General features: G+C 36.2%; 16 protein-coding genes. All 16 read left to right on the forward strand.

Annotation, left to right across the window (positions count from 1 at the left end; translation table 11 throughout):
- Nucleotide 1 precedes the first annotated feature (1 nt).
- The 16 genes from Q0X52_RS00750 to Q0X52_RS00825 all read left to right on the forward strand — a co-directional run bounded on the left by Q0X52_RS00750 (nt 2) and on the right by Q0X52_RS00825 (nt 14,639).
- Complete coding sequence (locus Q0X52_RS00750; protein WP_297573515.1) at nt 2-2,341, forward strand: NADH-quinone oxidoreductase subunit G; 2,340 nt, start codon at nt 2-4, stop codon at nt 2,339-2,341.
- Entirely contained in the window at nt 2,334-3,329 is a 996-nt protein-coding gene (gene nuoH / locus Q0X52_RS00755) for an NADH-quinone oxidoreductase subunit NuoH (protein ID WP_297573518.1), read from the forward strand. The genes Q0X52_RS00750 and nuoH overlap by 8 nt, the downstream gene beginning before the upstream one ends.
- A 10-nt stretch (nt 3,330-3,339) precedes the next feature.
- Nucleotides 3,340-3,951, forward strand: coding sequence for an NADH-quinone oxidoreductase subunit NuoI (nuoI, locus tag Q0X52_RS00760; protein WP_297573521.1), 612 nt, complete (start codon nt 3,340-3,342; stop codon nt 3,949-3,951).
- Nucleotides 3,944-4,468, forward strand: coding sequence for an NADH-quinone oxidoreductase subunit J (locus Q0X52_RS00765; protein WP_297573524.1), 525 nt, complete (start codon nt 3,944-3,946; stop codon nt 4,466-4,468). Before nuoI ends, Q0X52_RS00765 begins: the two co-directional genes overlap by 8 nt.
- Entirely contained in the window at nt 4,465-4,770 is a 306-nt protein-coding gene (nuoK, locus tag Q0X52_RS00770; protein ID WP_297573527.1) for an NADH-quinone oxidoreductase subunit NuoK, read from the forward strand. Before Q0X52_RS00765 ends, nuoK begins: the two co-directional genes overlap by 4 nt.
- A gap of 3 nt (nt 4,771-4,773) precedes the next feature.
- Nucleotides 4,774-6,606, forward strand: a complete 1,833-nt coding sequence (gene nuoL, locus Q0X52_RS00775) for an NADH-quinone oxidoreductase subunit L (RefSeq protein WP_297573529.1) — start codon at nt 4,774-4,776, stop codon at nt 6,604-6,606.
- Between the two features lie 9 nt (nt 6,607-6,615).
- Entirely contained in the window at nt 6,616-8,142 is a 1,527-nt protein-coding gene (locus Q0X52_RS00780) for an NADH-quinone oxidoreductase subunit M (protein ID WP_297573532.1), read from the forward strand.
- Entirely contained in the window at nt 8,142-9,596 is a 1,455-nt protein-coding gene (gene nuoN, locus Q0X52_RS00785) for an NADH-quinone oxidoreductase subunit NuoN (protein ID WP_297573534.1), read from the forward strand. The genes Q0X52_RS00780 and nuoN overlap by 1 nt, the downstream gene beginning before the upstream one ends.
- 23 nt (nt 9,597-9,619) lie before the next feature.
- On the forward strand, nt 9,620-10,498 hold the full coding sequence (mqnP, locus tag Q0X52_RS00790) for a menaquinone biosynthesis prenyltransferase MqnP (protein ID WP_297573536.1): 879 nt from the start codon (nt 9,620-9,622) through the stop codon (nt 10,496-10,498).
- Between the two features lie 49 nt (nt 10,499-10,547).
- Entirely contained in the window at nt 10,548-10,970 is a 423-nt protein-coding gene (locus Q0X52_RS00795; protein ID WP_297573539.1) for a hypothetical protein, read from the forward strand.
- Nucleotides 10,971-11,127: 157 nt separating this feature from the next.
- Nucleotides 11,128-12,096 carry a GTP 3',8-cyclase MoaA gene (gene moaA, locus Q0X52_RS00800; protein ID WP_297573542.1) on the forward strand — a complete coding sequence of 323 codons (969 nt, stop codon included), beginning with the start codon at nt 11,128-11,130 and terminating at the stop codon, nt 12,094-12,096.
- A complete protein-coding gene (locus Q0X52_RS00805; protein ID WP_297573545.1) occupies nt 12,047-12,829 on the forward strand; it encodes a 7-carboxy-7-deazaguanine synthase QueE in 783 nt (260 codons plus the stop codon). The genes moaA and Q0X52_RS00805 overlap by 50 nt, the downstream gene beginning before the upstream one ends.
- On the forward strand, nt 12,830-13,411 hold the full coding sequence (locus Q0X52_RS00810; RefSeq protein WP_297573548.1) for a 6-carboxytetrahydropterin synthase: 582 nt from the start codon (nt 12,830-12,832) through the stop codon (nt 13,409-13,411).
- Nucleotides 13,383-13,589 carry a hypothetical protein gene (locus Q0X52_RS00815; RefSeq protein ID WP_297573551.1) on the forward strand — a complete coding sequence of 69 codons (207 nt, stop codon included), beginning with the start codon at nt 13,383-13,385 and terminating at the stop codon, nt 13,587-13,589. Before Q0X52_RS00810 ends, Q0X52_RS00815 begins: the two co-directional genes overlap by 29 nt.
- On the forward strand, nt 13,589-13,975 hold the full coding sequence (locus Q0X52_RS00820; protein WP_297573553.1) for a hypothetical protein: 387 nt from the start codon (nt 13,589-13,591) through the stop codon (nt 13,973-13,975). Before Q0X52_RS00815 ends, Q0X52_RS00820 begins: the two co-directional genes overlap by 1 nt.
- A 7-nt stretch (nt 13,976-13,982) precedes the next feature.
- A complete protein-coding gene (locus tag Q0X52_RS00825; protein ID WP_297573556.1) occupies nt 13,983-14,639 on the forward strand; it encodes a 16S rRNA (uracil(1498)-N(3))-methyltransferase in 657 nt (218 codons plus the stop codon).
- Nucleotides 14,640-14,654 lie beyond the last annotated feature (15 nt).

The following is a 14,654-nucleotide window of genomic DNA, read 5'->3' on the forward strand; positions in this document are numbered from 1 at the left end:
AATGGCACAAATTACAATAGACAATCAACTTATCGAGTGCAATGAGGGCGAATATATCCTTAATATCGCAAGAGCAAATGGGATTTTTATTCCAGCGCTCTGTTATTTGAGTGGTTGCACACCAACTCTTGCCTGCAGACTTTGCGTTGTAGAAGCAGACGGAAAGAGAGTCTATAGTTGCAATGCAAAGGCAAAAGATGGAATGAACATCACAACAGATAGCGAAGAATTAAACAAAGAGCGCAAAGCGATAATGCAAACCTACTGCATCAACCACCCCATAGAATGCGGAGTTTGTGATAAGAGTGGAGAGTGCGAGTTGCAAAACTATGTCCATCTTCTTGAGGTCGATGAGGTAAAATATGGCGTAGAAAACATCTTTAAACCTACGCAAAATTGGGGTATGTTAAGATATGAGCCAACACTTTGCATACTTTGTGAGAGATGTGTTAAGGTTTGCAAAGACAAAATCGGCGAATCAGCGCTAAAAGTTGCTCCAAGTGGCGCCATGCCTCTTGATAAGAGTCTAAAAGAGAGTATGCAAAAAGAGGCTTATGCAGTGCTTAACAGAGTTCAAAAAGGCACGATCTCCATAGAGGGCGACAAAGAGAGTCTTTTGTGTGGTATGTGCGGCGAATGTAGTGCAGTTTGTCCAACAGGTGCCATCATAACAACTCATTTTCAATACTCTTCTAACTCGTGGGAACTTACAAAAATACCAGCCTCCAATCCCCACTCAAGCGACTGCGAACTTATCTACTATGAGGTCAAAGAAAAGGGCATTGAAGAGAGAGAAAAAAAGATCTATAGAGTAAGCAATGACTTTTGCTTTGGGCATATAAGCGGCGCTGCTAGATTTGGTTTTGATTTTCACAAAGAAAAAAGTAGCAAAAATAGCATTGTTTTTGAAAGAATTGCCACCAAAATCCAAAATGGCACCATCAAAACTATCAAATTTAACAGCTTCATAACCAACGAAGAGGCCTATATGTTGGAGCTGCTAAGAGAGAAATTTAACCTAAATTTGATAAACGAAGAGGCTAAAAAATATCAAGACTTTTTAACTGAGTTTTCTAAATTTAGCGGTTCAAATTTATATAGCGGCAGCAGCAGCGATATTGCAAAAAGCGATTTTTTGGTCATAGCTGGAAGTTTTTTAAGATATGACGCGCCAAATTTAAGCTATAAGTTAAATAACGCCCTTAAGCTAAACAAATATGCTAGGGCGCTATATTTTCATCCACTGTCAGATAGTGTTTTGATGAATTACTCCAAAAAGATAGAGTCTGTTAAGCATAGTCCAAATTTAGATATTGAGATTTTACTTTGGATAGCGCAAAATTTTTGTCAAAATCTCCCTGCTTGGCTAGATGAAAAGCTCAAAAATGAATTTAGCAGCGAAAAAAAAGTAGTAAGTGGCGATGAAGAGCCTAGCAAAGATGAGGTTATAAAGATTTCAAATTATGCAAAAGTGCTTGGCATAACTCACCTAAATATTGATGAGATGAAAGAGAGTAGCTCGCCTCTTTTGATAGTTGGCGAGGACTTTATCTATAGTAAAAATAGCTTAGCGATAGCTAGAGTTTTGGGACTTATTCAGAAATTTAGCAAATTTAAGGTGATGATTATACCAACAAAGACCAATACTTTGGGAGTTTCTCTTATCTGTAAGCTATCATCTAAGCCAAGCGAAAAGATACTTGGTTATAACGAAGATGGCGATGTTAAGTTTGATGTTTATGATGGTGATTTGGACGCACCAGCGCTAAACCAACAAGATGGCAGCTTTACAAACTATGATAAAATGGTAGTTCCAACAAGAGCAGCACTTAGATACGATGGATATAGACTTAGTGATATTTTAAAAAGAGTTGGTCTAAATTTGGGAGAGCTTGCAAAAAGTCCCTATCAAAAAATAGAGTTTGAAACTCTTCAAAACTACTATGACAACGCAGGAGTTGCACATAGAGGATATGAGCTTGATTATATAAAAAGCAGTGGCAGCAACGAAGAGTTTAGCATAGAAAACCACAATAGCAAGCCAAAAGATATCACTATCTACAGAGCAAATCCTATCAATCAATTTAGCCGCTACACCAACAAAAGCACAAATCTAAATAGCGCAGGCGGGCTCTATGTTGGTGAGCAGTTTTTAAAAGAAAATAGTTTAAGCTTGGAAGATAGCGTTGTTATAAAAAGGGGCGAGAAGCAACTAACAGTAAAACTCATAAAAGATGACAATATCGACGCAGCTTATATTGGCGACTTTGATGAAAAAATAGATATTGATGGCTTTTTTGAGAGTAGATATGCAGAGTTTGAGGTAGAGAAAAATGGGTGATTTTGCATTTTTTGTCATTGTAACTGTGATAAAAGCTTTGGTTATATTGGCGATAATTTCGCTACTTGCAGGACTTGGAACTTATGCTGAGCGAAAGGTGCTTGCATATATGCAGCGCCGTGTTGGTCCGTGGATGGTAGGTCCGTTTGGTTTAATCCAAATTGTTGCCGATATGATAAAGCTTTTTACCAAAGAGGATAGCGTTCCAGCCAACTCAAACCAAATCATTTTCAAAATAGCACCACTTATCTCAGTTTGCGGCGCCTTTGTTGCACTTAGCGTTGTGCCATTTTTGCCCGAATTTACACTTTTTGGGCGAACTATTCATCCGATATTAAGTGATGTAAACATCGCTTTGCTTTTTTTACTTGGAGTTAGTGCAACTTCTGTTTATGGACTTCTTGCGGGTGGCTTTGCAAGCTATAACAAATGGGGTCTTATTGGCTCTATGAGAACTGTGCTGCAACTTTTAAGCTTTGAGATTGTAAATGGGTTAAGTCTTATACCGATAGTTATGATGGTTGGCTCACTCTCTCTTATAGATATTGTCAATTATCAAAAAGATGGGATTGGCAACTGGCTCATTTGGTATCAGCCACTTTGCTTTATTTTGTTTTTGACGGCAAGTTTTATAGAGTGCAACAGAACGCCGCTTTGTCTTACCGAAAATGAAACAGAGCTTGTGGCAGGTTGCACAACTGCCTATTCTGGTATGCGTTTTGGAACATTTTTTATAGCCGAATATGCAAACATGATTACCTACTCCATAGTGATATCGCTTCTATTTTTTGGCGGCTTTAACTCTATGTGGTTTATACCAGGTGGCATTATGATGATATTAAAGTCAAGCTTCTTTTTCTTTTTGTTTCTATGGGCAAGAGGAGCGTGGCCTCATCTTAGACCAGATCAGCTTATGTGGCTTTGTTGGAAGGTGCTTTTGCCACTTGCTTTGCTTTGCGTATTTGTAACAGCTATTGTTTTGATTTAGGAGTTTGGTTATGGGTGATTATATAAGAGTAGATGAGCGCATAGAGCCAAAAAACTCTTTTGAGAAATTTAAAAGATTTGTGAAAAATAGCTTTGGAGCCGATCTTTTGATAGGACTTTGGGTTGTCTTTAGAGAGATGGTTAAAAAGGGAAACTCACACACTCTTTTATATCCAAGAGAAAAACTCATCTTAAATGACAGGTATCGTGGCGTGCATAGACTTTTGAGATTGTTAGAAAGTGGTAATGAGCGCTGCATTGGATGTGGGCTTTGTGAGAAAATTTGTGTTAGTAACTGCATAGCTATGCAAACTAGCTTAGATGAAAATGGCAGAAAAAAGGTGGAAAACTACTCTATAAATTTGGGTAGATGTGTCTATTGTGGGCTTTGTGCCGATGTCTGCCCAGAGTTGGCTATTGTTCATGGAGGCGAGTATGAGATTGCAACTGAACAAAGAGCTAGCTTTGGCTTTAAGGAGGATTTTTTAACTCCAGCTTCAAAGTTGCGAAGTCAAAAGGAGTTTGGAGGATATGGCTCACTACCAAAAGATGCAGATGAAGCTGTGAAATTTACACCTTTTTGGATGCAAATTGATGAGAGCGGGGAGAGCAAAGATGTTTGAGACTATAGCTTTTTATTTTTTTAGCGCTACTGCAATTATCTTTTTTGCAATAAGTGTTATCTCTAAAAATGTCCTAAATGCCATGACCTCTCTTGCTGCTGCTATGATATTTGTCTCAGGACTTTTTTTTCTTTTAAATGCAGACTTCTTAGGAGTTGTGCAAATCATCATCTACACAGGCGCTGTTATGGTGCTTTATGCTTTTGCGATGATGTTTTTTGATGCCAATAAGGAGATAAAAGAGCAAAAAAACTCAGCCGCTTGGATACTTAGCATCTCTATAGCGATTTTACTTATCTTTATAACGCTATTTGTCACCACCAAAACAAATTTGCAGATAAGATATCCAGTTGTAGAAAACCTCGATAACATAAAATATATCGGTATTTTGATTTTTACACACTATTTGGTGGTATTTGAGTTGGTTGCCATTATGCTTTTGGTTGCTATGATAGGTGGTATTGTGCTTGTTCACAGACAGATGGACAACTCCATAACTACAAAGGAGGAGAGATGAGCATAGGACTTATGCACTACTTAGTAGTTGCTTTTATAATGTTTGCCATTGGACTAATAGGCGTTTTAAAAAGGCAAAATATCCTTATGTTGCTTTTTTCTACAGAGATATTGCTAAACTCAGCAAATGTTGCACTTGTTGCTATTGGGCACTATTATAGCGATTTTGCAGGTGAGATTTTTGCACTTTTTATCATAGCCATAGCTGCTAGTGAAGTTGTTGTTGGACTTGGACTTTTGATACTTTGGTATAAGAAAAGTGGCTCAATCGAACTTAATAGTTTAGAAAATATGAGGTGGTAGAGAATGCTTTTTTATATCTATGTTGCATTTTTTGCTCCGCTTGTCTCATTTATCTTTGCTGGACTCTTTTTTAACTCAAAAAAGTCGCTCTTTGTTGCTATTATCTCAACATTTTTGATTGTTGCAAGCACAATTTGCTCTTTTATGCTCTTTGAAGTTGTTGTAAGATCTGGCCATATGACTATAAATTTGGGAGATTTTATAACTATAGGGGGGCTAAATTTCACCTATTCGCTACTTTTAGATCAGTTAAGTGTAGTTATGATGAGTATAGTTGGCATTGTTGCAAGTGTGGTTCATATCTACTCTATCGGCTATATGGAAGATGATAGAGGCTTTAACAAATTTTTTAGCTATTTGGGACTTTTTGTCTTTTCTATGCTTTTTTTAATCACTAGTGACAACTTTATTGGACTTTTTATCGGCTGGGAGGGAGTTGGACTCTCATCTTGGTTGCTTATTGGTTTTTGGTATGAGCGCAAAAATGTAAGCTGGTGTGCAAATGAGGCTTTTATCATGAATAGAGTTGCAGATCTTGGACTTTTGGTCGGTATATTTGCCATCTATGTCTATTGTGGGACAATTAAATTTAGCGACTTTTTCTTCATGTTAGATACTCTTAGCAGTGGCACACTACTTTTTATCGCTATAGCTCTGTTTATCGGTGCTATGGGCAAGTCAGCGCAGTTTCCATTTCATACATGGCTAGCCGATGCAATGGCAGGACCAACGCCTGTTTCTGCACTCATTCACGCAGCTACAATGGTAACAGCTGGAGTCTATCTTGTAGTAAGAGTCTATCCACTTTATATGATGGTGCCAGAAGTTTCGGCATTTATCGCCTATCTTGGCACCTTTGTTGCACTTTTTGGCGCCTCTTTGGCTTTGGTTTGTAGAGATTTGAAAAAGATTATTGCCTACTCAACGCTTTCACAACTTGGTTATATGTTTGTTGCAGCGGGCATTGGGGCATATGGCATTGCGATATTCCATCTAGCAACTCACGCTTTTTTTAAGTCGCTTCTGTTTTTGGGAGCTGGCAATATCATGCACTCTACAAAAGATGAGCTAAATATCTTTAAGATGGGCGCTTTTTATAGCTATTTAAGACCAACAGCACTGCTTATGATGATTGCCTCTTTGGCACTTGTTGGTATCTATCCATTTGCAGGATTTTTCTCAAAAGATCAAATTTTGGAGGCGGCATTTGGGTCAAATTTATACTATATTTGGGCGGCTCTTTTGGTTGGCGCTATCTTTACAGCCTTTTATAGCACTAGACTTATAATGGTCGTTTTTTTTGGAGAGAGAAAGCTTAGTTTTGAGCCAAAAGAGGTGAAAAACTTTATGTTAATCTCACTTACACCGCTTGCACTACTCTCCATAATCGCTGGTTGGTTTGGTGATAGTTTTTTAGAGATTATGGCTATTTTCCTACCGGAGCTTAAGTTAGAGCTAACTCACAAAGCCCACTATAGCCTTATAGCTTTGACACTTTTTCTTGTCATTGCGACTATATTTTTTGCCATTTATGCCTATAAAAAAGAGCTATTTGGGGCGAAATTTAAAGATAATTTCATCTACAGAGTTCTTATCAACCAATACTACATTCCGCACTTTTATGATAAATTTGTTGTAAAACCATATTACGCGCTTTCTAGGTTTTGTGCGGCGGTTGATAGTAGAGTTATAGATAAGTTTGTAGATGGCTTGGCGAAATTTATAATGGAGATAGGAACGGTTGCTACTAGACTTCAAAGTGGCAATCTCTCATCTATGATTCGCCTTATGGTGATAGGCTTTTTTATATTTTTGCTCTATATTTTGGTTGTTTAAAGGAAGTTTATGGACTATATTTTGACGCTTATTCTGTTTTTTCCAGCAATTGCTGCACTTTTTGCATTTTTTATAGATGAGAAAAGCATTAGAGTTTATTCTATCTTTGCCGCTTTTTTGGAGCTTGCCTTTACTATCATTTTGTGGATAAATTTCTCTTTATTACAAACCAAAGCACCATTTATAGCAGATCCTACGATAAAAATAGTCTCTGAGCTTGGATTTAATTACCAGCTAAAGGTCGATGGAATTTCTCTGTTTTTGGTAATTCTTAGCTCATTTATAACACTTTTAACGCTAATTAGTCTAAATTTAAAAAAGCGAGTAAAACAGAGTATCATCGCAATCTTACTGCTTGAAATGACAATGATGGGAGTTTTTTTAAGCAACGATGCCATACTTTTTTATCTCTTTTGGGAGCTCTCACTCTTACCAATGCTTTACATCATAGGATATTGGGGCGGAGAAAACAAAATTTATGCTGCGGTTAAGTTTTTTATCTATACCTTTTTTGGCTCAATGTTTCTACTAATAGGCATAATAACTCTTTCATATCTACACTATAAGCAGTTTGGAGCCTATAGCTTCTCACTAGATGACTGGAAGAATTTAACCTTGCCATTTAAGACTCAAGTGTGGCTACTTCTTGCACTCTCTTTCTCATTTGCTATAAAAACGCCACTCTTTCCATTCCATACATGGCTTCCATATGCTCATGGCAAAGCACCAACAGTTGGCTCTATACTACTAGCGGCTGTGCTTTTAAAGATGGGAACTTATGGTTTTGTTAGATTTGACCTTCTATTTTTTCCAGATGCGTCACTTTATTTTGCACCATTTTTCTGTATAGTTGCCATTATTATGGTTATTTATGCCTCTTTTATAGCCTTTTTTCAAGAAGATATTAAGCAGGTTATTGCCTATAGCTCTATCGCTCATATGGGAATAGTCATGCTTGGTATCTTTTCTATGAGTGTTGAGGGAGTTGGTGGGGCGCTATTTTTGATGATAAGTCATGGCCTAGTTAGTGGTGGGCTTTTCATGCTTGTTGGCTTTATCTATGATAGAAGAGAAACAAAGCTAATGAGTGAGTTTGGAGGAGTTGCAAAGGTCATGCCTCTTTACTCATTTTTGTTTGCAATAGTAATGTTAGGCTCTATTGGTCTTCCGCTAACTATTGGTTTTGTTGGTGAGTTTTTGAGTTTGCTTGGTGTCTTTAGACTATCGCCATTTTATGCTATATTTGGTGGGCTTGGTATCATAATGGGTGCGATATATAGTTTAAATTTATACAAAAGAACCTTTTTTGGTGAGCTTTCCAACCCTAAAAACAAAGCACTGGAGGATCTAAATTTCAAAGAGCTCTTTTCAATAGTTCCAATCGCTATTTTGGTCTTTGTTTTGGGAGTCTTTCCAAACATTATCCTAAAAGATATTGATAGCGCTGTTAAGGATCAAATGACTCAAATTTATGAGAAGTCATCACCACAAACTAAAGCAAAGCTTGACAATACCATCTATTTTGAGGAGTTTTAATGGGAAGTAGTTTTATTTTGGATTTTGGCACCTTAAACATCTCAACCATAGCTCCGATGATGACACTTTGTTTTTTTGCACTATTTTTGCTTACCATTGCAATAGTAAAAAAGGAGCTTTCAAACAACTTTTATGCACTAACTTCTGCTATGGCTATCATTTTATCAATGGGGCTGATTTTTGGTGCAAAAGAGCTAAGAAGTGGCTTTGGAGGGCTTATAATACTAGACAATATTGCACTTATAGCAATAGTGCTTATATTGCTTTTTGCTCTCTTTTTTCTCTTTATGAGCTTTTCTAGGCTTAAATTTCACGAGTATAGTTTGCATGAGTATTTTGTGCTCTATCTTTTTATGTTGGCGGCATATTGCTTTATGGTAAGCTCCAACAACATAATTCTTATCTTTATCTCTTTAGAAACTGCCTCTCTTGCACTTTATACTTTGATAGCACTGCACAACAAAAAAAGAGCGATAGAGGCGGCAATTAAGTATTTTGTAATGGGAGCGGTAAGTGCTGGCTTCTTTGCCTTTGGTGCGGCACTTTTATACTATGCTAGTGGAAGTGTTGATATTGGCGATATTATCTTTGTTAGCTCAAGACTTGGAGAGGGCGAGGCAAAGATAGTGCTTTTGGGCTCTATATTTATACTACTTTCTGTTGGTTTTAAGATCTCAGTAGTTCCTTTTCATACTTGGCTTGCCGATGTTTATGAGGGCTCTAGTGAAGTAATGGCTGGATTTATCTCAATAGTTCCTAAAATAGCAGCTTTTGTCATCGCTATAAGGCTTTTTGAGCCATTTTTGTTGGGGAACTTTTATGAGTTTAAGTTGCTTCTTTTGGTTGTATCACTTATCACTATGACCTTTGGAAACTTGGCCGCCCTTAGACAGGTAGATATAAAAAGAATGCTTGCTTTTAGCTCCATTGCTCATGCTGGATATATTCTCTCTGTTTTGGTTATTGCTACAGATGTGGCAATAGCTTCAATTTTTGTCTATTGGGTGATGTTTGGTTTCATAAATGTTGGGGCATTTGCCATACTTTGGATCTATGCAGACAAACAAAACAACAGATTTGACCATCCGCTAACAAAATATTGCGGCATGGTTAAAAATGCGCCACTACTTGCTTTAAGTCTTGCTATTTTTATGTTTGGGCTTACAGGAATTCCACCTTTCGGAGTCTTTTGGGGAAAGATGTTTTTGCTAAATACTCTTATCTCAAGTGGCTTTAATTTAGTTGCGTTGGTTGTTGTGATAAATAGTGCAATAGGAGCCTATTATTACTTAAGAGTTATAGTTTTTGTCTTTTTAAAAGAGCCTAAAACAGAGCCTTTTATTGAGAGAAATGGCACAAATGCACTCTATACAATAGTTGGCTTAATGACAGCTTTTGCAATACTATCTGTTTTTGTTATGAAGTATGTAACATGGCTATTTATGGGCGTTTAAATATAAATTTAAAGAGATTGTAGATGGGTAAATTTAAAAAGATTATATTAGATATTGGTGAGCTTATAGTTTTTAAACACTCTGTTTTTGCACTTCCATTTATCTTTGTTGCAATGATTGTTGCTTCAAAGATAGCAAATGGCTCTGCATGGTTTGGATATAGGCTTTTGATTCTTGGGCTTTTGTGTGCAGTAAGTGCTAGAAATTATGCTATGGCATTTAATAGACTTATGGATGAAGATATTGATAGACCCAATCCTAGATGTGCCAACAGACCAAGTGTTGATGGCAGAATCGGACGGGGCAATATGATAATATTTATCTTAGCAAACGCAGCTGTTTTTGTAGTAGTTGCCTACTTCATAAACTCTCTTGCCTTTGGGCTTTCCATTCCGATACTTCTAATTCTTGGCGGATACTCTATCTTTAAACGATTTTCGCCTTTGGCTCACATTGTGCTTGGCTTTAGTTTGGGACTTGCACCAATTGCAGGAAGTGTTGCTGTTATGGAGGCGATACCACTTTGGGTACTTTTGCTCTGCATGGGAGTTGTCTTTTGGGTTGGTGGGTTTGATATACTCTACTCTTTGCAAGATATGGAGTTTGATAGAGCAAATAAACTTTATAGCATTCCCTCTATTTATGGCAAAGAGGCCGCTATGTTTATCTCTAAGATTTTTCATTTTTTAACTGTTCTGTTTTGGCTCTTTTTTGCAATGGCAGCAGGACTTGGCGCGGTAGCCTATGTTGGGGTTGTGGTTTGTGCGGTTATACTTTTTTTCGAGCATAGAATAGTTGCTAGAGATTTTACAAAGATAGATAAAGCTTTTTTTACTCTAAATGGCTATCTTGGAATACTCTTTTTTATATTTATTCTTGCTGATATTGCAGTTTTTAGTTAATTTTGAAAAATGTATAGTATAATAATCTATCTTAAAAAGGGGAGTTGTGATGGTCGATAGTGCAATTTTACTAGGTCTTTGCATAATTATCTTTATACTTATTGTCTATATCTACATAAAAGATAAAAATATGGAGCAAAAATTTACACGTTTTGATACCATCATAACAGAGCATATCAATGAGTTTTTTCTCATCAAAAAAGAGAGTGCACAGCTAAAAGAGATGATAGAAGAGACAGCAAAAAACAAAGATGAGGCGCTAGAGGAGCTAGTAGAAAACAAACTTGAGCCCATCTTAAACTCTTTAAAAAATATCAATGAGATGGTTAAAAACAACATCTCAACTACAAGCGATGAAGAGGCCATTATAAGAGAGTATAGAAGCGGGCTTAGTATAGAGCAAATTGCAGCTTCTAGAGGAATGAGTAGCTCAAGGGTTGAGTTTATCCTCAAATTTAACAAAGTTATATAATTAGTTTTTCATACTTTCGTTTTCCATATAAATTTATAAGTGCTATCAAAATGGCTAATCATTAGAAGTTAGCTATTGCACTATCAATATAAAAAAATCATTTTGAAATTTAGAAAAACTATTTTAAAATAGAGTTAAATTCACTCAAGGAAAAAGTATGCTAGTAGATGGATATAACAGAAAGATCAACTATCTTAGGATCTCAGTTACACAAAGATGCAACTTTAGATGTAGATACTGCATGCCAAATACTCCCTTTAGCTGGACGCCAAAAGAAAATTTATTAAGCTTTGAAGAGCTATTTTTGTTTGTAAAGGCTGCCATTGATGAGGGAATCAACAAGATAAGGATAACTGGAGGCGAGCCACTTATTAGAAAAGATATCGATAAGTTTATAGAGATGATTGCCTCTTATGATAACTCAGTCGATCTAGCTCTTACAACAAATGGATATTTTTTACAAAACTACGCAGCACTACTTAAAGAAAAAGGGCTTAAGAGAGTAAATATCTCACTTGATACACTAGTTGCACAAAAAGCGGAGTTTATCACCCAAAAACAGGGATTTTATAAGGTGCTAGATGGGATAGATAGCGCCATCAAATCAGGACTTAAAGTGAAGTTAAATACAGTTGCGCTAAAGGGCTTTAATGACGATGAGCTTTGCTATCTACTTGATTTTGCAAGAGATAAAAATGTGATGATAAGATTTATCGAATATATGGAAAACAGACATGCCAATAATGGTCTTTTGGGACTAAAAGAGGATGAAATTCTAAAGATACTATCACAACAGACAAAAATAACAAAAATAGAGTCAGAAAAAAACTCCCCATCATCTCTTTATCAAACAGAAGATGGTTATAAATTTGGCATTATAAACCCGCATAATCACAGCTTTTGTAACAGCTGCAACCGCATAAGACTAACAGCTGAGGGCAACCTCATACCATGCCTTTATTTTGATGAGGCGATGAGTATCAAAGAGGCATTAAGAAACAAAGATATTAATAGTGCTTTGGATATCTTAAGAGCTGTCATAAAGCAGAAGCCAGAGCAAAACAGATGGTGCATAGATGAAAAAAGCCAAATTTCAAAAAGGGCATTTTATCAAACAGGTGGCTAAATTAGGAGTTGTAGAGCACTTTTACTCTTTGCAAGGTGAGGGCAAATATAGCGGAAGAGCGGCTCTGTTTTTTAGATTGGCGGGGTGCAACCTAAGATGTAGAGGCTTTGGAGTAGAGTTAGCTATAAACTCAGAAAAAATAGTTGGTTGTGATACCATAAGAGCAGTCTATACAAATCACTTCAAACCACGTCAAATATCCACTCTATCGGAGCTAATAGCTATCTTAGATGGGTATAAATTTCAAAAAAAGCCTATAGTTGTAATCACTGGTGGAGAGCCGCTATTGTGGTATAAGAACGAACTTTTTTACTCTTTTATAAACTATATTTTAGACAGTGGCTACTCTTTGCACTTTGAGACAAATGGGACTATAAATTTGGATTTTGAAAGCTATCCACGCTATAAAGAGGCTGTTTTTTGCATTAGTCCAAAGCTTTCAAATAGTGGCGAGAGCAAAGAAAAGAGGCTAAATCCAAAGGCTTTGAGCTCAATAAAACAAAATGCAAAAGAGTTTTTTTATAAATTTGTGATAGACAAAAGCATAGATAGCGCTGAGATTGATGAGATTGTTGATATAGCAGAGGGAGATGTTTATTGTATGCCACTTGGAAGCAACAAAAAAGAGCTAGATGCAAATACCAAATTTTGCTTTGAGTTTTGCATGAAAAAGGGCTATAATTACAGCGACAGGCTTCATATAAGAGCATTTGATGATAAAGAGGGAGTATAAATGCGTATAAGAAAAATTTATGATTTTGAAAACGCACACATTGTTCGGCTTTGCTCATCAAAAAGGTGCAAAACAAGCCTACACGGACACTCTTACAGATGTGAAGTGATATTGGAGTCAAACTACTTAGATAGAGCCGGTATGGTTTATGACTTTGGGCTTATGGGGCTTGGCGTAAGAACTATAATAGATAGTTTCGATCACGCTACAACTATCTTTAAAGATGACGACAAAGACTACATCAACGATATTAAAAAACATTCACAAAGGTGGATTAGCATACCATTTAACCCAAGTGCAGAGCAGTTTAGCAGGATTTTTTTTGTCCTTATTGATAGACTTTTTGAGCTATCCAAGTTTAAAAATGGCGAGCGAGAGATAAAGCTATATAGTATCATAGTGCATGAGACAAAAAGTGGCTATGCACAATGTTTTAGAGAGGATGCTTATAGCCATTTGATGGGCAATATAAATTTATGCGACATTGAGTTTAGCAAAGCTATTGTTGATGAGTGGAGCGACAAAGAGTTTTTTAATAAGCTAAAAGAGGGAAGTGAGTTTGAGTTTCCAGATGAGTGCTAGATGGCTTGGTGCTATTGTATTGCTTTTTATGGTTGGCTGTAGTGATACTTCTAACAAAAATAAAGAGCTAGAGAGACCAACTATTGATGAGAGCGAGGCAAAAGAGCTTCCAATTAGCAAAAGTGAGTCAAACCTTTCTATAAATTTAGAACTCCCGCCAGAACCTGTGAGCGAGTGATGGACTATCTCTATCAAAGCGCACTTAGTTTTCACAAGGTATTTGTGGCTATATTTTTGCTGCTAAATATCTTTTATTTTTGGCTTTCACAAAGAAAATATCAGAGCAATTACATAAGAGATATTAGACTTTTTTTGCCACTTTACTACACTTTTTTGGCATTTATTTTTACTACAGGTTCAGTTATCTTGCCAATATTTAAGTTTAAGATGAGTTTTGGTGTAGTTTTGATGATTGTAGTTTTTATCTATTTTATCGCCATAAACATAGTCTGTTATAAGAAATTTAAAGCCTCCTTTAAAGACAAAAAATTTTTAGGCTACAAAAAACTTATGCAAAAGGCAACTTTTTTCAATGTTTTTTTTATTTTGATCTTTTATTTTTAGGAATGATATGGTTTTTTTATATAGCAAAGAGGCAGGAAAAGAGGAGATTTGCCTCTCTTTGGAACAGTTTTTACACTTAAGAGCTAGAAGAGTTGAGGTTGGAGATAGGATAGATGTAAGAAATTTAAACGATAGCTATAACTACATCTATGAGATAAGAGAGATTGCTAGAAAAAAAATCTCATTAGAGCTAGTTTTAAAACACAGCATAAAACAGCTCAAAAAAGAGCTAATTATCGCATGGAGCGTTGTTGAAGCGCAAGTTATCGAAAAAACATTGCCAATGTTAAATGAGATGGGAGTTTTAAAACTAATCCTAGTCTATAGTGACTTTTCACAAAAAAACATCAAGCTTGACTTGCAAAGATTTGAGCGAATTCTTATCCAGTCATCACAACAGTGCGGTAGAGAAGACCTTTTGCAAATAGAGGTAGTTGATAGTAGTGATGAGTTTTTTAGTAGATACAAAGGGATAGTAAGAGTTGATTTTGATGGCAAAATGGAAAGAGTTTTTTTAAAAGATTTTATCTATTTTATAGGGGCGGAGGGCGGTTTTTCGCAAAGAGAGCGAGAGATGTTTAAAGATAGCATAGCGCTAAACTCGCCCTATATTTTACGTTCCAATAGTGCAATTTTAGCTGTAACATCAAAAATAATTTTTTAAATTTGATTTTTAACT

Origin of the sequence: uncultured Campylobacter sp., assembly GCF_947255105.1 — a bacterium.
In the GTDB taxonomy this organism is placed as follows: Bacteria; Campylobacterota; Campylobacteria; order Campylobacterales; family Campylobacteraceae; genus Campylobacter_B.